The 21,206-nt window shown below is 50.8% G+C and carries 21 protein-coding genes; 17 read left to right on the top strand and 4 right to left on the bottom strand.

The window, feature by feature from the left end:
- The first annotated feature begins 28 nt into the window (after nucleotides 1-28).
- On the top strand, nucleotides 29-475 hold the full coding sequence (locus tag BN3003_RS07245; protein WP_058355973.1) for a peroxiredoxin: 447 nt from the start codon (nucleotides 29-31) through the stop codon (nucleotides 473-475).
- Nucleotides 476-805: 330 nt separating this feature from the next.
- On the opposite strand, the gene BN3003_RS07240 is transcribed toward BN3003_RS07245, so the two are convergent.
- On the bottom strand, nucleotides 806-1,672 hold the full coding sequence (locus BN3003_RS07240; RefSeq protein ID WP_058355972.1) for an AraC family transcriptional regulator: 867 nt from the start codon (nucleotides 1,670-1,672) through the stop codon (nucleotides 806-808).
- Between the two features lie 96 nt (nucleotides 1,673-1,768).
- Here BN3003_RS07240 and BN3003_RS07235 point away from each other — a divergent pair, with 96 nt between their 5' ends.
- From BN3003_RS07235 to dsbD, 4 genes are all read left to right on the top strand, one after another.
- Complete coding sequence (locus BN3003_RS07235; protein ID WP_058355971.1) at nucleotides 1,769-2,941, top strand: MFS transporter; 1,173 nt, start codon at nucleotides 1,769-1,771, stop codon at nucleotides 2,939-2,941.
- Nucleotides 2,942-3,123: 182 nt separating this feature from the next.
- Complete coding sequence (locus BN3003_RS07230; protein ID WP_058355970.1) at nucleotides 3,124-4,521, top strand: PhoH family protein; 1,398 nt, start codon at nucleotides 3,124-3,126, stop codon at nucleotides 4,519-4,521.
- Between the two features lie 140 nt (nucleotides 4,522-4,661).
- Nucleotides 4,662-5,930 carry a class I SAM-dependent methyltransferase gene (locus tag BN3003_RS07225; protein WP_058355969.1) on the top strand — a complete coding sequence of 423 codons (1,269 nt, stop codon included), beginning with the start codon at nucleotides 4,662-4,664 and terminating at the stop codon, nucleotides 5,928-5,930.
- A 113-nt stretch (nucleotides 5,931-6,043) separates the two neighbouring features.
- On the top strand, nucleotides 6,044-7,870 hold the full coding sequence (dsbD, locus tag BN3003_RS07220; RefSeq protein ID WP_058356273.1) for a protein-disulfide reductase DsbD: 1,827 nt from the start codon (nucleotides 6,044-6,046) through the stop codon (nucleotides 7,868-7,870).
- Nucleotides 7,871-8,200: 330 nt separating this feature from the next.
- On the opposite strand, the gene BN3003_RS07215 is transcribed toward dsbD, so the two are convergent.
- The 3 genes from BN3003_RS07215 to mgtE all read right to left on the bottom strand — a co-directional run bounded on the left by BN3003_RS07215 (nucleotide 8,201) and on the right by mgtE (nucleotide 11,654).
- A complete protein-coding gene (locus tag BN3003_RS07215; RefSeq protein WP_058355968.1) occupies nucleotides 8,201-9,109 on the bottom strand; it encodes a polysaccharide deacetylase family protein in 909 nt (302 codons plus the stop codon).
- Nucleotides 9,110-9,411: 302 nt separating this feature from the next.
- Complete coding sequence (gene prmC, locus BN3003_RS07210; protein WP_058355967.1) at nucleotides 9,412-10,227, bottom strand: peptide chain release factor N(5)-glutamine methyltransferase; 816 nt, start codon at nucleotides 10,225-10,227, stop codon at nucleotides 9,412-9,414.
- Nucleotides 10,224-11,654, bottom strand: coding sequence for a magnesium transporter (mgtE, locus tag BN3003_RS07205; protein ID WP_058355966.1), 1,431 nt, complete (start codon nucleotides 11,652-11,654; stop codon nucleotides 10,224-10,226). Before mgtE ends, prmC begins: the two co-directional genes overlap by 4 nt.
- 157 nt (nucleotides 11,655-11,811) lie before the next feature.
- Here mgtE and BN3003_RS07200 point away from each other — a divergent pair, with 157 nt between their 5' ends.
- The 12 genes from BN3003_RS07200 to BN3003_RS07145 all read left to right on the top strand — a co-directional run bounded on the left by BN3003_RS07200 (nucleotide 11,812) and on the right by BN3003_RS07145 (nucleotide 21,172).
- Nucleotides 11,812-12,669: an efflux RND transporter periplasmic adaptor subunit gene (locus BN3003_RS07200; RefSeq protein WP_082625595.1), complete on the top strand. Its 858-nt coding sequence runs from the start codon at nucleotides 11,812-11,814 to the stop codon at nucleotides 12,667-12,669.
- Nucleotides 12,670-12,692: 23 nt separating this feature from the next.
- Complete coding sequence (locus tag BN3003_RS07195) at nucleotides 12,693-13,211, top strand: type IV pilin protein (protein WP_058355964.1); 519 nt, start codon at nucleotides 12,693-12,695, stop codon at nucleotides 13,209-13,211.
- 70 nt (nucleotides 13,212-13,281) lie between these two features.
- The gene (locus BN3003_RS07190) at nucleotides 13,282-13,719 is read left to right on the top strand and encodes a type IV pilin protein (RefSeq protein WP_159061415.1); all 438 of its coding nucleotides are present in this window, start codon (nucleotides 13,282-13,284) and stop codon (nucleotides 13,717-13,719) included.
- Between the two features lie 91 nt (nucleotides 13,720-13,810).
- The gene (locus tag BN3003_RS07185; RefSeq protein WP_058355962.1) at nucleotides 13,811-14,089 is read left to right on the top strand and encodes a YbeD family protein; all 279 of its coding nucleotides are present in this window, start codon (nucleotides 13,811-13,813) and stop codon (nucleotides 14,087-14,089) included.
- Nucleotides 14,089-14,709: a lipoyl(octanoyl) transferase LipB gene (gene lipB / locus BN3003_RS07180; protein ID WP_058355961.1), complete on the top strand. Its 621-nt coding sequence runs from the start codon at nucleotides 14,089-14,091 to the stop codon at nucleotides 14,707-14,709. The genes BN3003_RS07185 and lipB overlap by 1 nt, the downstream gene beginning before the upstream one ends.
- On the top strand, nucleotides 14,706-15,659 hold the full coding sequence (gene lipA / locus BN3003_RS07175; protein WP_058355960.1) for a lipoyl synthase: 954 nt from the start codon (nucleotides 14,706-14,708) through the stop codon (nucleotides 15,657-15,659). Before lipB ends, lipA begins: the two co-directional genes overlap by 4 nt.
- Nucleotides 15,660-15,736: 77 nt before the next feature.
- Nucleotides 15,737-17,239 carry an exopolyphosphatase gene (gene ppx / locus BN3003_RS07170; protein ID WP_108721501.1) on the top strand — a complete coding sequence of 501 codons (1,503 nt, stop codon included), beginning with the start codon at nucleotides 15,737-15,739 and terminating at the stop codon, nucleotides 17,237-17,239.
- Complete coding sequence (gene corA, locus BN3003_RS07165) at nucleotides 17,239-18,234, top strand: magnesium/cobalt transporter CorA (RefSeq protein WP_058355958.1); 996 nt, start codon at nucleotides 17,239-17,241, stop codon at nucleotides 18,232-18,234. Before ppx ends, corA begins: the two co-directional genes overlap by 1 nt.
- 32 nt (nucleotides 18,235-18,266) lie before the next feature.
- Nucleotides 18,267-18,776, top strand: a complete 510-nt coding sequence (locus BN3003_RS07160; RefSeq protein ID WP_058355957.1) for an acyl-CoA thioesterase — start codon at nucleotides 18,267-18,269, stop codon at nucleotides 18,774-18,776.
- Nucleotides 18,776-19,387: a riboflavin synthase gene (locus BN3003_RS19105; protein WP_058355956.1), complete on the top strand. Its 612-nt coding sequence runs from the start codon at nucleotides 18,776-18,778 to the stop codon at nucleotides 19,385-19,387. The genes BN3003_RS07160 and BN3003_RS19105 overlap by 1 nt, the downstream gene beginning before the upstream one ends.
- Nucleotides 19,388-19,405: 18 nt before the next feature.
- Nucleotides 19,406-20,512, top strand: coding sequence for a bifunctional 3,4-dihydroxy-2-butanone-4-phosphate synthase/GTP cyclohydrolase II (gene ribBA / locus BN3003_RS19100; protein WP_108721500.1), 1,107 nt, complete (start codon nucleotides 19,406-19,408; stop codon nucleotides 20,510-20,512).
- A gap of 231 nt (nucleotides 20,513-20,743) precedes the next feature.
- A complete protein-coding gene (locus tag BN3003_RS07145; RefSeq protein ID WP_058355954.1) occupies nucleotides 20,744-21,172 on the top strand; it encodes a hypothetical protein in 429 nt (142 codons plus the stop codon).
- Nucleotides 21,173-21,206: the final 34 nt, after the last annotated feature.

The raw sequence follows: 21,206 nt of genomic DNA, 5'->3' as shown, positions 1-21,206 counted from the left end.
CCATGGTTTTGTTTATGGATACCTGATTATGAATGCACAATATTTATTCACTTTGCCTGCCGACTCGGGCGAAGACTTTGTGACAGCGGAACACCTGCCGTTGGTGGTGTATTTCTACCCGAAAGACTCGACTCCTGGTTGCACCACCGAAGCCCAAGGCTTTCGCGACAACATAGACGCGTTCAAAGCCGCTGGTTATACCGTGGTCGGCATTTCGCGCGACAGCGTCAAATCGCATCAAAACTTTGTCTGCAAACAAGAATTGAATTTCCCGTTGTTGTCCGACAAAGAAGAAACCGTGTGCAAGCAATTTGATGTCATCAAAGAAAAGAACATGTATGGCAAAAAAGTGATGGGCATAGAGCGCTCGACATTTGTGCTCGGTGCAGACGGCGCATTGTTAAAAGAATGGCGCAAAGTCAAAGTGGCAGGCCATGTGGACGAGGTATTGGCGTTTGTGCAAAGCCTTGCCTAAATCTGTTTCACCCTTGGTTTAAAGTGGGGCACATGCCTTGCTAACACACGCTGCAAGCTGCCTGGTTTGCAGCGTGTGCTTGATTTGGCTTACAGGCCGCATTGCTGATTGATTGCATGACTGCGTATCTGAAAGCTTTCAAAATCACGATTTACGGTTTACAGGCCGCTTTCAGGCGTTCACCCACTTAGCTGCAAGCTGTCAATTCCTCCATCTGCAGCTTACAGGCCGCCTTTACCCGTTATAAACACAAGCTAGATGCGAATTCACACCACAACAGCGCTGTTGCGCTATTCATTTCATCGCTAAACTTCTCAATACCCACACACCTCAATCCTTGGTTGGCTTGTGCGTGCGCCACTCGCCTTTATTTGGTGCCGAAAAATAGCGTTTGGGTGTGGTGCCCAAGCGTTTTTTGAACACAGTAATGAAGGCGCTCACCGATTCATAACCCAAATCCATCGCCGCTTGCTGCACGCTTTTGCCCGCCGCCAATTGCAATAAGGCGTGCAATAACTGTACTTGCTGACGCCAACGCGCGAAACTCAAGCCCGTGTCTTGCTTCACCAAACGCAGCAGTGTGCGTTCGCTGATGGCCAAACGCTCTGCCCAAGTTTGGCTGCTGTCGCGGTTTTGCGGCTGCGCCAACAGCTGTTGGTACAGCGGCTGCAAACGCGGATGGTGCAATACTGGGATGGCATATGCTTGCGGCTGTGCCCGTGGCAATTCCAATAGCAACACATCCATCAAACGCTGTTCATATTCCTGTTCTTTCTCATTAGTGTTCACCTCATCTGCACCCATCTCGGTATTCACTGCAGATGCGGCCTGTAAATCTGCCAATTGCAGTAACACCGCTTGCAAGACCTCAGTCACGGCTATCGTGCCGGTGGGCATGGCCGCCAAACCGATGTCGGCGGCGATAAATGCCATGCACACCTCGGCATTGTGGGTGACATAATTGGTGTGCACATGGTGCGGCGGTATCCACACCGCCCCTTGCGGCGGCACCATCCACACCTGCCCATTGATGGCGCAGCGCACACCACCGGCCAAAGCCAATACCAATTGCCCTTGCGCATGCTCGTGCTCAGGCGATTCGTAATCGCAAGCACTGGCGGTCACGCGGGTAACGCTGAGGCGTTGCGACAAAGCGCCTTGGTGGGTTTGGTTTAAGTGTTGGTGAAAATCGACCATTTTGTCTGTTTTGAGTGATTTTTTGGCATTATAGCTAAATTTTTACAGGGGCATTTGTAATACACTGTATTCCTTTATTAAAAATCACATCACATCATGAAAAAACCGTCGTCTTCGCTGTTGCTGTGGGGCATTTTGTTGATTGCCTGTAATTTGCGTTTGCCCATCACCAGCATCGGGCCGGTGATGCAAAACATCGGTACAGATTTGCATTTGGGCAGCTCGGCCTTAGGTCTGTTAACCACCTTGCCCTTGCTGGCTTTCGCCTTGATTTCGCCATTGGCACCGCTATTGGCCAAGAAAATCGGCACAGACCGCAGCTTGGGCTTGAGTTTGTTGCTCATCATCATTGGTTTTACAGGCCGCTTAATGCCGAGCGTGGGCATGTTGTACACCGGCACAGCTTTCATAGGCGCAGGTATCGCCATAGGCAATGTGTTGTTGCCCAGCTTGGTGAAACAGCGCTTTCCTGACAAAATCGCGCTGATTACCAGTGTGTATGCCTTCACCATGGGCGTGGCCGCAGCGGCGGGTTCGGCCTTGGTCATCCCCTTGATGCACGTTTGGTCATGGACGTGGGCGCAGGCTTTGTTTGCGTTTGTGCTCGTTGCCATCGTTACCTTCATCGTCTGGTTGCCACAGCTTAAAACAACCGCGCCCAGTGCACATACTGCAAGTAGTAACGCAGACAGCAGCAGCACGCCGGTGTGGCAACACCTGTTGGCGTGGCAAGTGACTGCGTTCTTGGGGGTGAACTCGCTGATTTACTACAGCATTATTACGTGGCTGCCGAGCATGTTACAGGCCGCTGGTTACAGCGCCAGCGCCGCCGGCTCGATACACGGATTGTTACAATTGTTTTCGGCCTTGCCCGGTTTTGTCATCGTGCCATTGATGGCGCGTTTTCAAGACCAAGTGTTGCCGACGGCGCTGGTGTGCGTGTGCATGTTATTGGGTTTGGTCGGTTTAAATCTGTGGCCGCAAGGCGCGTCTGTGTGGGCGGCGATGATAGGCTTTGGCTCGGGCGGCGCCATTTTATTGGGCTTGATGTTCATGGGCTTGCGTACCCACACGCCTACCCGCGCCGCTTCTTTGTCTGGCATGGCGCAGTGTTTGGGTTATTTATTGGCAGCATTGGCGCCGCCCTTATTGGGATTATTACAACAAGCACAGCAACATTGGCATGGCGTGTTGTGGATTTTGAGCGCAGCGGCAATCATTGTATTAATCAACGGCTTATTGTCCGGACGCAAACGCCAGCTTCCCTAGTCACGTTACTGTCATGTAAGACTTTTATGCTGTGTTGGCGTTGACAGGGTTTGCCAAGCTTGGCGCTTAGGCTCACACTGTCAGTAAGGCACTTCTGTAACCAATTGACAACCAAGCTTACAGGCCGCATGGGTAAGCTTGCTACCTAAGGATGACATTCCTGTCACAAGTGGAGGGTTTACATGACGACCAAGAAACTGTTTGTGCTCGATACCAATGTATTGTTACATGACCCGCAAAGCCTGTTCCGTTTCGACGAACACGACATTTACATCCCCCTCATCACTTTAGAAGAAATGGACGCCCACAAAGTGGGCATGACCGATGTGGCGCGCAATGCGCGTCAAGCCAGCCGTTACATCGACGAATTGTTCAGCAAAGAACCCGATTCGCTCACCTCCGGCATCCCCTTGAATTTGGCCGGCCACAAAGAAGCACGCGGCAAACTCATTTTGCAAACCTCGGTAGAAACCGCGTCGCTGCCCGATTCCTTATTGGGCGAAAAAGCCGACAATTTGATTTTGGGCTTGGTCAAATACCTGCAACAACAAAAAAATGGCTACGAACATGTGGCTTTGGTCTCGAAAGACATCAACATCCGCATCAAGGCGCGCGCCTTGGGTTTGCACGCCGAAGACTATTTCAATGACAAGGTGTTGGAAGACAGCGATGTCCTCTACACCGGCTACCGCCAATTGGACGGCGAATTTTGGCTGCGCAATGGCAGTGAATTGCAATCGTGGCAAGAACAAGGCTCGGTGTTTTACCGCATCCAAGGCGACGATGCCTTGCAAATGTTGCCAAACGAATTATTGTTAGACGAAGACGGTGAAAAAACCCTGCAAGCGCGTGTGCGCGAAGTCAATCGCGCCGACAAAGTCGCCATATTGCAAACCGTCAAAGACTATACCCATCCTAAAAACAGCGTGTTTGGCATCACCGCGCGCAATTGGGGGCAAAACTATGCCTTAAACCTGTTGATGGACCCTGAAATTGATTTGGTCACCTTGCTTGGCCAAGCCGGCACCGGCAAGACCTTGCTCACCTTGGCCTCGGCCTTGACCCAAGTTTTGGACCAGCAGCGTTACAGCGAAATCATCATGACGCGTGTCACCGTGCCCTTGGGCAATGACATTGGTTTCTTGCCCGGCACCGAAGAAGAAAAAATGAACCCGTGGATGGGCGCGCTGGAAGACAATTTGGAAGTGCTCACCCACAGCGACGACATGGGCGGTGATTGGGCGCGCGCCGCCACCCACGACATGGTGGCGAGCAAAATCAAAATCAAATCCATCAATTTCATGCGCGGGCGCACCTTCCAACACAAATTCCTCATCATAGACGAGGCGCAAAACCTGACCTCCAAACAGATGAAAACCATGATTACCCGCGCTGGCGAAGGCACCAAAATCGTTTGCATGGGGAACTTAGCGCAAATCGACACACCCTATTTAAGCGAAGGTTCCAGTGGTTTGACCTATTTGGTCGACCGCTTTAAGAACTGGCCGCATTTTGGCCACATCACCATGCAACACGGCGAACGCTCACGCTTGGCCGCCCATGCGGTCGCCGTGTTATAGAAAGAAGTGTTATTAACGCAATACTTGTGGCATTTGCAGTATTTGAGATTCAAAAACGTCCATAAGCGGCCTGTAAATGTTTACAGGCCGCATTCACGCACATTCAGGAGCCCTTAAACCACTCGAGAAAGCAACTCGCGATGAACAAAGCCTTGGCCACGATGGTGGCACGTCAATTACAACAACACCAACTCCCCCTACAAATCCGCTTACGCAGCGGCCAACGCTTGGGCGCGGCCGATGCCCAAGTCGTCTTGCATGTACATGACAACGCTGTCCTCAAACATTTGGCACGCGGCCACATCGGCGACATCGCCAGCGCCGTGGTTGAAGGCCAAGCCGATTTAGATGGCAGCATGCGTGAGGTGATGACATTGGCCAGCATGCTTTTGGCACAAGCACCGACCCTCGCCCACAACCATTGGTGGACGCGCTTATGGCGCTACGGCCACTCGCTGGCCCAGCACAGCCTGCACCAAGATGCCGCCAACATCCAATTTCACTACGATGTGTCCGACGATTTTTACGCCTTGTGGCTAGACCCGCGCCGCATCTATTCTTGCGCTTATTACCGCGCTACCGATATGGATTTGGCCGCCGCACAAGAGGCCAAATTGGATTTGATTTGCCGCAAACTGCATTTACAGGCCGATGAGCGCTTGCTCGACATCGGTTGTGGTTGGGGCGGCTTGTTGGTGTACGCGGCCGAACACTATGGCATCCGCGGCAGCGGCATTACCTTGTCACGCAACCAATACGCTTACGCACAGGCCTTGATTGCCGCCAAAGGTTTGCAAAACCGCCTGAGCATCCATTTGTGCGATTACCGCGATTTTCAAACCGACACGCCGTTTGACAAAGTCGCCTCCATCGGCATGTTTGAACACGTCGGCCACGCCCATATGACGGCTTATTTCCAAACCGTGCGCCGCTTGGTCAAAGCGGGTGGACTGATTTTGAATCACGGCATCACCGCCGGCGGCACCCGCAACAGCCAATTGGGCGGCGGCATGGGCGATTTCATCGAGAAATACATTTTCCCCGGTGGCGAGTTATTGCACATCGGTGAGGCATTGCGCCATGTTGCCGATGCCGGTTTGGAAGCGGTAGACATTGAAAACCTGCGCCCACACTATGCCAAAACGCTGTGGGCATGGTCGGACGCCTTGGAAGCACAACTGCCCGCGGCACTGGCAATCTTGGAAAATACCTTAAGCCCTGCCCAAGCCAACCGCGTTCTCAGAGCCTACCGTTTGTATTTGGCCGGCTGCGCCATGAGTTTTGAGCACGCGTGGATCAGCATCCATCAAATACTCGTCACCGCACCCGATGGCGACGTGAACCACGGCCGCTTGCGCGGCGCCCAAAGCGACTATCCGTTCAAACGCGACTGGATGTACCTTACCTAAACTTTACAGGCCGCTTGTTTGCGCTGTGTCCCGGTTGGCATAAGCGCTTGTGTTAGAATGAGCGTCTTTGATGAATCATCACCAACACTATGGTGCAAACAGGTATGAGCGGTATGGCATTGAAACAAAAAGTGGTTTATTTTTTGGCATTGTGTGTGACTTTGTACAGTGGCTGGCTGCACGCCGCCATCGATCCGAACTCGATTTTGCCGGCTGAGCAAGCCTACCAAACCCAATTGTTCGCCACCGAAGACGGCGTGTCTTTGCAATTCACCATCGCCGATGGCTATTACCTTTACAAAGACAAGCTGCAGTTTGACAGCGATGGCCCAGCATTGGGCACAGCGCAATTCAGCCCAACCGAATCCAAGACCGATGAATTTTTCGGCACGCAAGCAGTGTATTTCAAGCAAGCGCAAATCAACATCCCATTCAGCAAAGCCCACAATCCTGCTCAAGCCTACCGCTTCCACCTCAGCTACCAAGGCTGTGCCGAAGTCGGCATTTGTTATCCACCGACCAAGGCCGAGTTTGTGGTCGATAAAGTCGGTTTGATTGCGGTGCAAGCCAGTAGCAAGGTCAATGTGTTCAGCAATGGCGCTCTGCCTACTTTCGGCAGCAATACCAGTGCTGCACCTGTTGCCACTGCCACCGCAGCCTATGCAAACAACACCGACAGCAGCGGCTTTAACCTTAAGCAAGATGCGGTATGGCGCAGCTTGCTCACATTTTTCATTGCTGGCATAGGTTTGAGCCTCACTGCTTGCATGTACCCCTTATTGCCGATTGTTTCCAGCATCGTCGTTGGGCAAAAGCGCAGCAAGCGCATCGCCTTTTGGCTGTCGTTTGTGTATGTGCAAGGCTTGGCCTTGACCTATACCGTCGTCGGCGTGGTCACTGGTTTGACGGGCTCGCTGCTCACGGTGTGGTTGCAACAAGCGTGGGTGGTGCTCGCCGCCGCCGCTTTGTTGGTGGTGTTGGCCTTGGCAATGTTTGATGTGATCCAAATCCAATTACCCAGCCGCATCCAATCGTATTTCCAACAGCAATCCAGCCGCATGAGTGGCGGCAAACTCGCCTCGGTTTTTGGTATGGGCATGTTGTCCGCCCTCATCGTCGGCCCGTGCGTGGCGCCGCCTTTGGCGTTTGCCTTGGGCTACATCGCCCAAAGCGGCAATGCCTTCTTGGGCGGCGCCGCCTTGTATGCGATGGCGCTGGGCACGGGCTTGCCGTTGATTTTGGTGGCGACGTTTGGCGCGCACATCTTGCCCAAAGCCGGCACTTGGATGAACAGCATCAAAGTGGTGTTTGGCTGTTTATTGCTTGCAGCCGCCGTGTACATGGCACGACCATTCTTGCCGTATTGGCTGACCATTGCCTTGTACAGCGCCATCATGTTCGGACTCGGCCTGTATTTGATTACCCGCAGCTTCAAAGTCATCAGCAAATGGAAATACCTGCCGTTGGTCTTGGGCGCTGCCTTGCTGGCGATTTCAGCTTATTTCAGCGGTGAAACCCTGCGTGGCAACAGCACGCCCATCCACCAAGCCTTGAGTTTGCAAGCACCGAATCAAGCGCATTTTGGTCGCCAATACACTAATGTGGCGGCTTTACAGGCCGCCATAGATGAAGCGTTGGCGCAAGACCCCAACACACCGGTGATACTGGACTTTTACGCCGATTGGTGCGTGACCTGCATCCAAATGCAAATGAACACTTTCAACACCGACACCGTCCACAACCAAGTGGATGAACAGCGTTTCTTCACCATAGACGTCACCGCCAACACCGCCGAACACCAAGCCTTACTCAAACAATACGGCTTGTTCGGCCCACCTGGGATATTTAAACTGGGCAAAAACGGCCAACGCAGCGCGCCTTTATTGGGTTTTGTCGGGGCGGATGAGTTTGTGCAGTGGGTGAAACAGCCACTGCAATAAACAGGTGGGCAATGATAGCAGTGTAAGACAGAATGTCAGCCTGCCCGTGCAAAGCCACTGCCACCACGTGCTGCTGCCCACTTCATAAGTGAGGTACGTGATTGTCTGGCTCTGAGCTATTTTGTGTTTGTTGCTGAGGCGGGCATTATCCACAAAGCCAGTATTTGAATAGCGAAATGCTGCACGCCAATTCACGCAGATAATGAATATGAAGTATTTACAGGCCGCATTTAAGCGGCCTGTAAAAGTCTGTGCTCATCCCAATACCACAGTGAATCTTAAAGACCTCTCAGTGAGCATCCTGATTCACCACACCCTCACCCCAAGGTTTTAAGGCTGCACCCAAATACCATGGCGTTCCAAATTGGTTTTTTCGTATGGCGCGTCTTCGGCGGGATAGCGCAAGCCTTTGTGGCCTTGGGCTTTGGCCAATGCCCACACCAAACTTTCACCCGCAGGCAAATTATCTGGCTTGTGTTGGTAAATCGGGTCGGCATAAGCAGTGTCGCTGTCAACGATGTGCCAACCATGTTGTCTCAAGGCCACGATGGCATCGCCCAAATACGCGGCATTGATGGCATTCACATGCAGCAACAACACGTGTTTGGGTGAGTAATTGAGGGTTTTTAGCGCCAAACCATCGTAGTATTGGGCGCGGTCTAGCACATGCGCCACATACGCGCTCTTCAATTTCTCCAGCGCCACGGCATCATTTTTGTCGCTGTATTGCTTAAACAACTGGTTGTAATACCAATCACTGGCATCTATGGTCACATCGCCGGCTTGATACTGATGGGTCTGTAACCACTGGCGCACACCGTCTCTTTTTTCGGTGGTATTCCCCTCTTTCAGAAAGGGAAAACGGTAGCGTGGTGTCCAGCCTGCCATGTTTTGCAGCGATTTTTGAGCTTGCTCTATGCCTGTTAAGTATTGCGTGAGCGTCACCTCAGGTTTATTCAGATTCAAATGCTGGTCGCTGTGATTGCCAATTTTGTGTCCATTCTTGCCCCAATCGGCGACTAGATTTAGGCCCTCGCCCGTACCGGTTTTGATCAACGAGGGAAACACAATGGCGGTCACATGCTGGTCGCTGAGGTGTTGCAAAATGTCTTGGTTGATTTGCTTGGCCGCAAGATTGGTCTCTGGGTTGACGCCATCATCAAAACTCAAAGCCAACTCTTTGGCCAGCAACAACGGGGCAAAACACAACAGTAGCAGCGGCAATACCTTGTTCAACATACGCCATCCTGACATGGAAAGTGGAAACAGGGTTTATAGCATCTGCATAAACAGTTGCGGCGGGATTTGCCATTTATTTACCTTACGAGCAAGTGCAGCTTGTGCGTTTAGGCGGATTGCTGCCATGTCTCGCCTTATCTTCCAACAACAAATAGTTTAAAAGTGTGGCGTGTATTCGTCTGCCTATGCCTAACAAGTAACGATTACGGTGACACACCTTGATGTGTGTACCAGATAGTGCCCTAAACATTTACAGGCCGCATAAAGCGGCCTGTAAGCGTAATCTATCGGCTTTGAAGCAATTAAACACGCAATTGTCCCAAGGTAATGCGGTCCAAACCTGCGTAGTCTTGCAGCGTGTGTACTTGCTGCAAACCTGCGGCTTGGAAGATGGCTTGTATGTCTTGCGCCTGCTCAAAGCCATGCTCGACCATTAACCAACCTTGTGACTTCACATAGTGTGCACAGTCGGCGGCCAAGGCGCGGTAAGCGTTTAAACCGTCATCAAAATCGGTCAACGCTTGCTGCGGTTCAAAACGCAAATCGCCTTGCGCCAAATGCGCATCGTCTTTGTGAATGTAAGGCGGATTGGACACCAACACATCCACTGGCTCAGTGATAACAGGCATGACTTCGTACCAAGAGCCGATATGAAACACCACTTGTGCACCCAAACGGCCAGCATTATTGCGAGCGATGTCTACTGCCGCGGCGCTGATGTCCGACGCATGTACCGTGGCATCGCTGCGCTCCAACGCATTGGTGATGGCGATGATGCCGCTACCAGTGCCTATGTCCCACACGCGGCCGCCTTGCGGCAAGTATTGCAACACGGTTTCCACCAACAACTCGGTTTCAGGCCGCGGTATCAACACAGCGGGCGTGACTTGAAACACGCGCCCATAGAATTCGCGCTCGCCCAATAAATACGCCATGGGCACGCCGTCTAGCCGCGCTTGTTGCATGTCATTGAGTTGCCACAACATCATCTCGGGCAACACCTCATCATCGTGCGCCACCAAATGCGCGCGCGTAAAACCGCCGACATATTGCAATAACATGCGTGCTTCAAGTTTCGGTAAAGGGCTGGCCTGCAGCCAATCACGTATGCTGGTCATAATAAGAATATCGTTGCCAAACCTAAGAAAATCATAAACCCACCCGAATCGGTGACGGCAGTAATCAATACCGAGCTGCCCAAGGCCGGATCACGCCCAAATTTTTCCATGACCACCGGAATTAACACCCCCATCGTCGCTGCCAAAACCAAATTTAAGGTCATGGCGGCCACCATCACCAAGCCTATGCCGATGTTGCCATACAGCAAATACGACACCACGCCCATCACCGAACCCCAAATCACGCCGTTGAGTAAGGCCACGCCCAGTTCTTTGCGCAATAAGCGCCCTGATTGGCTCAAATTAAGCTGCCCCATCGCCAAAGAGCGCACAATCATGGTGATGGTTTGGTTGCCAGAATTGCCGCCTATGCCTGCGACAATCGGCATCAAGGCGGCCAAGGCGACGATTTTTTCTATCGAGCCTTCAAACATGCCAATGACACGGCTGGCCACAAACGCAGTACACAGATTGATGACCAACCACATCCAACGGTTTTTGAAAGAATCAATAATCGGCGCAAACAAATCCTCTTCTTCTTTCAAACCCGCCATATTCAACATGTCGGCTTCGGATTCTTCACGGATGACGTCGAGCATTTCATCGACGGTGATGCGGCCTATCAGTTTTTTATTGTTGTCGACCACCGGCGCGGTCACCAAGTCATAGCGCTCAAACGCCGCCGCCGCTTCTTCCACATCGTCTTCAGGGCGAAAACGCACCACATCGGTGGACATCACGTTTTCCACCAATTCTTCAGGGTCAGACACCAACAGACTGCGTATCGGCAACACCCCTTGCAACACATCGTCGTCGTCCACCACAAAGATTTTATCGGTATGGTCGGGCAGGCTTTCAAAGCGGCGCAAATAGCGCAACACCACCTCACACGTCACATCGGCACGGATGCTGACCAATTCAAAGTCCATCAGCGCACCGACTTCGTCTTCCTCATACGACAAGGCCGATACCACTTGCGCACGTTCTTCGGCATCCAAGGATTCCAAGGCCTCGTGCACCACTTCTTTGGGCAAATCGGGCGCCAGCTCGGCCAATTCGTCTGCGTCCAAGTCCTCGATGGCCGCCAACAATTCTTGTTGGCCCATGCTCTCAATCAAGGTTTCGCGTACCGCATCCGACACTTCCAGCAACACTTCACCGTCTTCATCAGGCTCAGACAGCTTCCACACCATCACCCGTTCTTGCTGCGGCAACGATTCCAACACCGTCGCCATATCGGCGGGATGCAAATCGTGTAAAATGCCGATTAACTCATTCAGATAGCGTTGAATTTTGGGGTCATCAATGCGACCGGCAGCGACATCGGCATAAATGGGCAATAAGCGCCCCGCCAATTCGTGGATGCGCTCCATGTCCCATTCATTGCGCTCTTCTGATGGCTGGAAATCAGGTTCTTTATCGACCATAGGCAACTCTTTCAACAACAGGACAGCGGATTAAGGGAAGTGCCGGCATTGTACCTGTTTTAATGCCAATACTTAACCTTAGGCACCCAGAAACTGACGCAGCACAGCAAACAGCCATGAAAATCGATAATGAAGTCAAAATGATGACAAAGCGAACATGATGAAGAAATATCAAATAACTGCTTTAATTACAGCTTGCGTAACCCTTCTCGCATGCCAACCCGAATCTAAACCTTTACAGGCCGCATCTGCAGCAAAAAGCGCTGCGCCTGCAAAAACCCAATCCTCACCCTCTGTTGATGACCATCAAACCCAACGCATACAAGTGGTCTTAGAATGGGAACACCTCAAACCTGAAATCCTGACCGCGCCCAACCATGGCAAGCTAGAACAAGTGTTGGTACAGACAGGACAGCAAGTGAATGCAGGACAATGGTTGGCCCAATTCAAGCCCGAGGCAGCTGCAACGGTGAAACGCATCAGCACGACCACCGTTGACCAAGCCGCCAAAGCAGCGGCCTATCAAAAATGGCAACAAGACAAAAAACTGCAAGCGCAAGGCTTTATTTCCGAGGCGGCTGTGGCCAAAAGCGAAGCGGCTTACCGCTTGGCCGCACAAGCCAAAACCACAGTCACGCAAGCAGCGACACCCGCAGTACCCAGCCAACCGATTTGGCTAGAAGCGCCGTTTAATGGCGTAATCAAGCCATTTACTGTTTCTGCTGGCAGCCAGGTTAAAAACGGTCAACAATTGTTTATAATTGAGCCCAAAGACTCAAAACGCATTAAGATTATCGTTGCTGAGGAAAACAATCGCTTATTGCAAGTCGGACAACGGCTGCATTTGCGCAATGCGCAAACAGAGGTGTGGTTACAAATCAGTGAGTTGCCCTTAAACAATGACAAGCAATACACCGTGGCCTATGCGGTTTGGCCCAGCGATTTGCCCAAAATAGATTTGGGCACAGTAAATGCAGAGATTGTGTTACAACAGAACACAAACACACCATTTTAATAAGAATTCATTGGGTTTAAAGCATGCAAACATTGGCACAAAGCAAACAACGGGGATTTACATTACTGGAAGTCATGGTGGTGGTCATCATCATCGGTATTTTGGCCGCAATTATCTATCCAAGTTACTTAAGATATGTGCGCAATGCTCGTTTGCAAAATGCCAAAGCTGAACTTATATTGGCACAAAATATGTTGGAAAAGTACTATGCGCAAAATCACAGCTTTAGACAAGCTGGAGCTTACCCTACTGATATTTTAACCAATATCAGCAGTGCCAATCCATTTTTTAACATTGCCTTTTATAGCGATGATGAAACAGGTAGTGGCACCAACCCTGGCTTAACATGTGACCCTGCAAATGCAAATAATGATCAGTATTGTTTATATGCAGCACCAATTGATGCTACCAACCCAGGCGAAACACGGTTTTTATTTGTAGATGCAACTGGCTCGATTCAAGAATGTGAAGCAAACGGTGCCACCATATCAGTGACAGGAGAAGTATCAGATGTCTCACTGGCTGATTGCCAAACAAAATAATATTGATGGGCTTTTTTCTTTTTGAGTCATCTCTATTGACTCTCCATAAAAGGGGCTTAAGGAGATGATTGTGGCTTATCAAAATCACACTATTTTCGTTGCTACTTTGGGGTTTACCTTATTAGAAAGCATGGTTGTGGTAGCGATTATTACCATCTTGGCAGTAATCGTCGCTCCTACTTACCATCAACATGTGCTCAATGCGCGTTTAAAAAATGCTAAAACCACTTTGGTCGCTGATGCACAATACCTTGAGCGCTATTATGCGCAAAATGCACGTTTTACTAAAAATGCGACCACTTGGCCAATTTTACCGTATTTGAGTACTGAATATTTCAACATCAGTTTCAAAGGTACCGCCCGCGGTGCTGCGGCCAATACTTACCGTTTACAGGCTGTAGCCAAAGATACAGTAGAAGAACCTCGTTACCTCACCATAGACCAAAACCATACCATCCAAGAATGCGAAAAAATCGGCAGCAGTACCCGTTGTTACAGCCCTGAATAGCGGGTTTACAGTGCCCACAACGCAACACTTGGGTAGCCGACTAAACTAGCGTAAAATAACGCCTTTAGATACATCTATTAAAGGCGTTATCATGTCTGATGCGAACACTCCCCACGAAACCTTATTGGAATTCCCCTGTGAATTTCCTCTGAAAATCATGGGCACACATCACGATGAATTCGCGCAAACCATTTTGGCTGTGGTACAAGAACATGCTCCTGATACGCAAGAACATCATGTCAGCACCCGTTTGTCCAGCAAAGGCAATTACATTGGTGCGACCATTATAGTGACCGCGACCAGCCAAGAACAATTGGACAATATTTACCGCAGCCTCACTTCTCACCCCATGGTGAAGGTGGTGTATTGATGTTGATTAAACATTTGGGGCGGGTGGATTACGAGCCCACTTATCAAGCCATGGTGGCCTTTACCGATAATCGTACCGAAGACACCGCCGATGAATTGTGGATAGTTGAGCATCCACCGGTGTTCACCCAAGGCATGGCGGGTAAAGCCGAGCATTTATTGCAACACAGTAACATTCCAGTCGTGCAAGTCGACCGCGGCGGTCAAATCACCTACCATGGCCCTGGGCAAGTGGTAGTGTATACCATGATAGACTTCAAACGCCGCCACATTTCGGTGCGCGACTTGGTCAGCCGCTTGGAAAACAGCATCATCGCCACGTTGGCACATTTTGGCATAGAAGCACACAACGATCCCAAACGCCCTGGCGTGTACGTGGGTGAAGGAAAAATTGCCTCTTTGGGTCTGAGAATCAAACGTGGTTCGGTCTACCACGGTTTGGCCCTGAATGTGAACATGGACTTAGCGCCATTTCACCAAATTAATCCCTGCGGCTATGCTGGTTTAGAGATGGTACAGATGGCCGAATTGGTGTCACCAACACCTGAATTTAATCAAGTCGCCGACATCCTCGCCGACCATTTGCAACAACAATTAACAGTGGAAGAAGCACACACATGAGTCAAGACAATGCCCAAGGCGTGAAACACAAAGGTGCAGCCAAAACCGCACGCATCCCGATTAAAGTAGTGCCTTTGGAAACCAAGCTAAAAAAACCGGAATGGATACGCGCCAAGCTGCCCAGCGGTGGCCAATTCATGGAAATCAAACGCATTTTGCGCGAGCAAAAATTGCACACTGTGTGTGAAGAAGCTTCTTGCCCTAACATTGGTGAGTGTTTCAGCAAAGGCACGGCGACTTTCATGATCATGGGTGACATTTGTACCCGCCGTTGCCCATTCTGTGATGTCGGTCATGGCCGCCCTAACCCTTTAGATCCAGAAGAGCCAAAACACTTGGCCGAAACCGTCGCCGCTTTGAAACTGAAATATGTGGTGATTACCTCTGTCGACCGCGATGATTTGCGCGACGGTGGCGCTGGTCACTTTGCTGAGTGCATCAAAGCGATACGTGAATTGAGCCCAAGCACACAAATTGAAGTGTTGGTACCCGATTTCCGCGGCCGTTTGGATGTGGCTTTGGAAATTTTGGCCGAAACCCCACCTGATGTGATGAACCACAATTTGGAAACCGCGCCACGCTTGTACAAACAAGCGCGCCCTGGTGCCGATTACACCCACTCCTTGGAATTGCTCAAACGCTACAAAGCCTTGCGCCCAGATGTGGCCACCAAATCAGGCATCATGGTTGGCTTGGGTGAAGACGATGAGGAAGTGCGTGCAGTGATGCGCGACATGCGTGAGTACAACATCGACATGATCACCATCGGTCAATACTTGCAACCCACCGATGGCCACTTACCAGTATTGCGCTATGTGTCACCACAAATGTTCAAAACCTTTGAAACCGAAGCTTTGGACATGGGCTTTAAACATGCGGCTGTCGGCGCCATGGTGCGTTCAAGCTACCATGCCGATGAGCAAGCCAAAGACGCAGGCTTTGTTGAATAAACCCTCTCTATCCCAAGCGGCCTGAACTTACAGGCCGCTTTAAACTCCTACCCAACATTTTCAATAGGATTACCGGCATGCCTCGATCAGCGCTTTTGGCCACAGTCGACTTGGGTTCTAACAGTTTTCGTTTACAAATTTGCGCCGTCGAAGAAGGTCAGTTGCGCATCGTCGATTCCATCAAAGAAATGGTACGCTTTGCCGCAGGTTTGGATGAAAACAAATACATCACCGTCGAAGCGCAACAGCGGGCACTGAAATGTTTATCGCGCTTTGGTCAACGCTTACAAGGTTTCAAACCTGAACAAGTGCGCGTGGTCGCCACCAATACCTTTCGGGTCGCCAAAAACATTGCCAGTTTCTTGCCTGCCGCAGAAGAAGCCTTAGGCTTTCCAGTTGAAATCATTGCCGGCCGTGAAGAAGCACGCTTGATTTACTTGGGCGTGAAGCACACCCACCCACCAACCAACGACAATATGCTGGTGGTCGACATCGGTGGCGGCTCAACCGAATTTGTCATCGGCAATGCCTTACAGCCCGACATCATGGAAAGCCTGCCCTTGGGCTGTGTGACTTACAGCTTGCGCTTTTTTAACGATGGCAAAATCACCTCAGAAAAATTTGAACGCGCCGTGTCCAGCGCCCGTATCGAAATCCAACGCATCAGCCCAGAGTTGAAGCAACACGGTTGGGACTTTGCCATAGGCAGCTCCGGATCGGCCCGCTCGATACGCGATGTCATTGAAGCCTATGGCTTAAGCAGCCACCATTTGGATGCGGCGGCAATGCGCGCCTTGGCTAAGAAGGTGATACAGGCCGGCTCAGTGAAGAAAGCCAAATTGCTGAACCTCAAATCCGACCGCACCGAAGTGTTTATCGGTGGTTTGGCAGTGATGATTGCGGTGTTTGAAGAACTGAGTTTGACCTCCATGTCGGTCACCGATGCGGCGCTGCGCGATGGCGTGTTTTTTGACATGTTGGGCCGCGATTTAGACCACGATTTGCGCGATGAAACCGTCAAACAATTCCAACACCGTTACCACATTGATGTGTTACAGGCCAATCGGGTCAATCAAGTGGCGCAGCAGTGCTTCGCGGGTCTGTCGCAAAATCTGCCACGCAACCAATTGGACATGTGGCAAAAATACTTGGCTTGGTCTGCACAGCTACACGAATTGGGCATGAGCATTGCCCACTCAGGCTATCACAAACACTCCGCTTACATTTTGGACAATGCCGACATGTTTGGATTTTCGCGCCAAGAGCAACACTTGCTGGCGGTATTGGTCTTGAGTCATCGCGGCGACACCAAAAAATTATTGGAAGTGGTGACCGAACGCCAATGGTGGCCAGCGGTCTTGTCTTTGCGTTTGGCCGCCTTGTTCTGCCGCGGTCGCCAAGACATCCAATTTCCGAGCGACACCAGTTTGTTTTACGATTTTGTCGAAAAAACCTGTACCTTGCGTTTAAGTGCCCAATGGCTGCAAGACAACCCATTGATTGCCGGCAGCTTGGAGCAAGAAGCGCAGCAATGGCAATACATCAATCGCCACTTCATCATTGAACAACAAGCGAGCTAATGGACAGTAAAACCGCCGATACGGGCTTACAAGTACAATTGCACCAAGCAACACCAAGCGGGGATGCTGAAGTGGTCACCGATTTGGCTCGCGACCAAAGCGTGCACAAACCAGCGACACCGCATTGGCTCAACCTCAGTGGCAAAGCCTCTTTGGCGGATTTGCAATTGTTACTGGCCGAATACGGTTTGCATGCGTTGGCTTTGGAAGACATGGCCAGCAAAAACCAACGCGCCAAAATCGAAGACTATGGCGATTTTGTGTTTTTGGTATTGCGCGGGGTGTTGTTTCAAGACAGCCAATTGAAAACCCAATTGCTGTATTTGATCATTGGTAAGGATTTCTTGATTTCGTATCAACCCAAATCGCTGTTGATGCGGCCTGTAATGAAGCAGCGCATTGCACAAAAGCCATTGTGGTACCAACAAAACAATTTGGAATACCTGATGTATCTGTACATCGATTGTTGGGTAGACACCTTAATGGCCAGTGTAGAAACCTTCAGCACCAAAGTCGACAAACTCGATGGCTCTTTATTGCAAATCAAAGACACCGACTTGCTGCCACGCCTACACCGCATGAAGCACGATGCCATGCGCTTGCGCCGCTCGGTGGTGCCGCTGCGCGATGTGTTAACCATCTTGATGCGCTCCGATTTCGAGGTCTTGTCCGACCGTTATCACCTGTATTTGCGCGACACCTTCGACCATTGCATGCAATTGATGGAAAATCTCGATTTCAGCCGCGATGCCTTGCTCACCATGATGGAAGTGACTTTGGGCTCACAGTCCAACCGGCTAAACCGCCAAATGCGCTTGCTTACCGCAGTCAGCATTACCTTCATGCCACTGACTTTAATCACTGGTATTTATGGTATGAATTTTGACAATATGCCAGAATTGCATTGGCAATACGGTTATTTCTATGTCTTGGGTACCATTGCTATCATTGCCATAAGTTCAATTGTGTTCCTGATCTATCGAAAATGGCTATAATAACAATCATTAAGAAATGAATTGAGTAAAACATGCCCCAATTAGACCATCCAACCATCGTAGAAGCACAATCTGAATTAACCATGTCGATTTTAATGACACCTGACATGGCCAATTTTTCAGGCAATGTGCACGGTGGCGCCATCTTAAAATTGCTCGACCAAGTCGCTTACGCTTGCGCCAGCCGCTATTCAGGCTCGTATGTGGTGACCTTGTCTGTCGACAAAGTGACATTCAAAGAACCGATTTACGTCGGTGAATTGGTTACCTTCTTGGCCAACGTCAACCACGTCGGTCGCACCTCTATGGAAATCGGCATCCGCGTCGAAGCACAAGACATCCGCAACCGCACCGGCCGCCATACCAACAGCTGTTACTTCACCATGGTAGCGGTAGACGAACACGGCAAGCCGGTAGAAGTGCCGCGCCTGAATTTGGACAGCGACTTGAAACGCTGCCGTTTTGAAGCCGCCGAACACCGCAAACACATGCGTTTGGAAACCGTGCAACACAGTTCTTGCAGCATTTTTAAGGACAAATAATGTTTACAGGCATTGTTCAAGGCATCGCCCGCCTTACCGCCATCGAAGACCGTGGCGAATTTCGCCGCCACACCGTCGAATTGCCGCCAGAATTGGCACACGACTTGGCCATAGGCGCCTCAGTGGCCCACAATGGCTGCTGCTTAACCATTACCGAGTTTGATGGTCAGCGTGTGGCGTTTGATTTAATCGCAGAAACCCTGCGCTGCACCAATTTAGGCGGCCTGAACATCGGCGATGCGGTCAATATTGAACGTGCCGCCCGCTTTGGTGATGAAATCGGCGGCCATGTGATGAGTGGCCACATCGCCACCACCACCCACATCGTTGCCATTGAAAAAACCGATTTCAACACCACTATTTGGTTTGCCCTGCCTGCAAGCTTGCAAGCCTATGTCTTATCCAAAGGCTTTGTTGGCTTAGATGGTTGCTCACTCACCATAGGCGATGTGTTGCCCGACCGTTTCAATGTGCACTTAATCCCTGAAACCCTCGAGCGCACCTTATTTGGCAGCCGCCAAGTTGGCGATGCCATCAATATTGAAATAGATGCCCAAACCCAAGCGATTGTTGACACAGTGGCACGGGTATTGGCACAACAAAAACAATGAAATAGGAAACAAACAATCATGATCTCTACACCAGCCGAAATCATTGCCGACATCAAAGCCGGTAAAATCGTCATCTTAACCGATGCCGAAGACCGCGAGAACGAAGGCGATTTGGTGATGGCGGCACAATTTGTGACACCAGAAGCCATCAATTTCATGATCAAACATGCGCGTGGCTTGGTTTGCTTGCCGATGGCCGATGAACTCATCGACCGCTTGGGTCTGCCGATGATGACGCAAAATAACGGCGCCCAATACGGCACCAATTTCACCGTTTCCATCGAAGCGCGTGAAGGCATCTCGACCGGTATTTCCGCCGCCGACCGTGCCCACACCATCCAAACTGCTGTGGCATCGAATTCGGTTGCCAGCGACATCGTGCAACCGGGCCACATCTTCCCACTGCGCGCCAAAAAAGGCGGCGTATTGGTGCGCGCCGGTCATACAGAAGCCAGCGTGGATTTGGCGCAATTGGCGGGTTTAACCCCTGCCGCAGTGATTTGTGAAATCATCAACGACGACGGCACCATGGCACGCATGCCCGAATTGGAAGTGTTCGCCGAAGAACACGGCATCAAAATGGGCACCATCGCCGATTTGATTGAATACCGCAGCAAAACCGAAAGCCTGATTGAAGACATGGGCAGCCACACCGTGCACACACCGTGGGGCGACTTTGTGCAGCACATTTACGTCGACCGTTTACAAGGCGAAACGCATTTGGCCTTGGTCAAAGGCAACATCACCCCCGACACCGAAGTGTGGGTGCGCGTGCACGAGCCATTCAGCGCCATGGATTTCATCAGTCCCAACCCTAGCCACAGCTGGACTTTGCCGCAAACCTTGGAAAAATTGCAAACCGTCGACGCCGGCGTGGCCTTATTGTTGCACCGCCCCGAAACCGGCTCAGAGCTGCTCGACCGCGCCTTGCCACAAGGCAGCAACCAACGCAGCACTTGGGACAGCAAGACTTACGGCATAGGCGCGCAAATTCTGAACGAATTGCACATCAAAAAAATGCGCGTGATGGGCAAACCATATGCATTCAGCGTGTTAAACGGCTTCGGCTTGGAAATCACCGGCTTCGCTTTGCCTAATGACGATAATAGCGATTACTCGGTATAAGCTGTTTAAACAGTATTAACACCATCATAAGCGGCCTGTAAGTGTTTACAGGCCGCTTGTTTGCATCCTACTGTATCTATGGTGACGATGATGTGATTCAGACAGTAGCGCTCAGCGCTACCCACACACGGTTCTCAAACCTCACCTGCCTCAATACACTTATGATGTTTGCACGTACATGATAAAACCCACATCACCATTTTCATTGCAAAAAAACGAGGAGAAGTAAACATGCAACACAAATCTTTGCTGCTATTGTCTTTGATGTTGTCTTGCCTTCCAGCATTTGCCAAAACACCCGATGCCAGCGACCAAGGCCAATATGTGTTATTGAATATTAAAACCCACCAGCCCTCGGCCATGTACATGCGTTTCTCTCAAAAAAATGGCCAATGGCAAATGGACCAAAAGCAAGGCCAACAAAGCTGGCAAGCCTCGTGCCGCCAACAAGAGCCCTGCCGATTGCACACCTCTGAGCCCAATCAAGTGCGCCATTTCATCACGGCACTGCCCAAAGAATGGCAACAATATGATGTGGGCTGCATCCACAATCAAGCGTTTGCTTTTTGCCGCGTAGACCACCAAAACCGACGGGCATACTGGTTTATCGGTTTGGTTGCAGGCAAACCACAAGCCATTCCCGTCAATCGCATCAACTGATGTGCAGACAAAAACAAGCGGCCTGTAAACATTT

The organism is Vitreoscilla massiliensis, assembly GCF_001457815.1.
Lineage (GTDB): Bacteria > Pseudomonadota > Gammaproteobacteria > Burkholderiales > Neisseriaceae > Vitreoscilla > Vitreoscilla massiliensis.
The sequence above is the reverse complement of the archived record's forward strand: the minus strand, read 5'-3'. Positions and strand labels throughout refer to the sequence as shown.

Bases quoted from the DNA above. Each gene is read 5' to 3' on its own strand.
- BN3003_RS19105 (WP_058355956.1), top strand. From the start codon at position 18,776: ATGTTTACAGGCATTGTTCAAGGCATCGCCCGCCTTACCGCCATCGAA.
- BN3003_RS07200 (WP_082625595.1), top strand. From the start codon at position 11,812: ATGATGAAGAAATATCAAATAACTGCTTTAATTACAGCTTGCGTAACC.
- dsbD (WP_058356273.1), top strand. From the start codon at position 6,044: ATGGCATTGAAACAAAAAGTGGTTTATTTTTTGGCATTGTGTGTGACT.
- BN3003_RS07245 (WP_058355973.1), top strand. From the start codon at position 29: ATGAATGCACAATATTTATTCACTTTGCCTGCCGACTCGGGCGAAGAC.
- lipA (WP_058355960.1), top strand. From the start codon at position 14,706: ATGAGTCAAGACAATGCCCAAGGCGTGAAACACAAAGGTGCAGCCAAA.
- BN3003_RS07185 (WP_058355962.1), top strand. From the start codon at position 13,811: ATGTCTGATGCGAACACTCCCCACGAAACCTTATTGGAATTCCCCTGT.
- BN3003_RS07160 (WP_058355957.1), top strand. From the start codon at position 18,267: ATGCCCCAATTAGACCATCCAACCATCGTAGAAGCACAATCTGAATTA.
- ppx (WP_108721501.1), top strand. From the start codon at position 15,737: ATGCCTCGATCAGCGCTTTTGGCCACAGTCGACTTGGGTTCTAACAGT.
- BN3003_RS07230 (WP_058355970.1), top strand. From the start codon at position 3,124: ATGACGACCAAGAAACTGTTTGTGCTCGATACCAATGTATTGTTACAT.
- prmC (WP_058355967.1), bottom strand. From the start codon at position 10,227: ATGACCAGCATACGTGATTGGCTGCAGGCCAGCCCTTTACCGAAACTT.
- lipB (WP_058355961.1), top strand. From the start codon at position 14,089: ATGTTGATTAAACATTTGGGGCGGGTGGATTACGAGCCCACTTATCAA.
- mgtE (WP_058355966.1), bottom strand. From the start codon at position 11,654: ATGGTCGATAAAGAACCTGATTTCCAGCCATCAGAAGAGCGCAATGAA.
- BN3003_RS07195 (WP_058355964.1), top strand. From the start codon at position 12,693: ATGCAAACATTGGCACAAAGCAAACAACGGGGATTTACATTACTGGAA.
- BN3003_RS07240 (WP_058355972.1), bottom strand. From the start codon at position 1,672: ATGGTCGATTTTCACCAACACTTAAACCAAACCCACCAAGGCGCTTTG.
- BN3003_RS07225 (WP_058355969.1), top strand. From the start codon at position 4,662: ATGAACAAAGCCTTGGCCACGATGGTGGCACGTCAATTACAACAACAC.
- BN3003_RS07215 (WP_058355968.1), bottom strand. From the start codon at position 9,109: ATGTTGAACAAGGTATTGCCGCTGCTACTGTTGTGTTTTGCCCCGTTG.
- BN3003_RS07145 (WP_058355954.1), top strand. From the start codon at position 20,744: ATGCAACACAAATCTTTGCTGCTATTGTCTTTGATGTTGTCTTGCCTT.
- corA (WP_058355958.1), top strand. From the start codon at position 17,239: ATGGACAGTAAAACCGCCGATACGGGCTTACAAGTACAATTGCACCAA.
- ribBA (WP_108721500.1), top strand. From the start codon at position 19,406: ATGATCTCTACACCAGCCGAAATCATTGCCGACATCAAAGCCGGTAAA.
- BN3003_RS07235 (WP_058355971.1), top strand. From the start codon at position 1,769: ATGAAAAAACCGTCGTCTTCGCTGTTGCTGTGGGGCATTTTGTTGATT.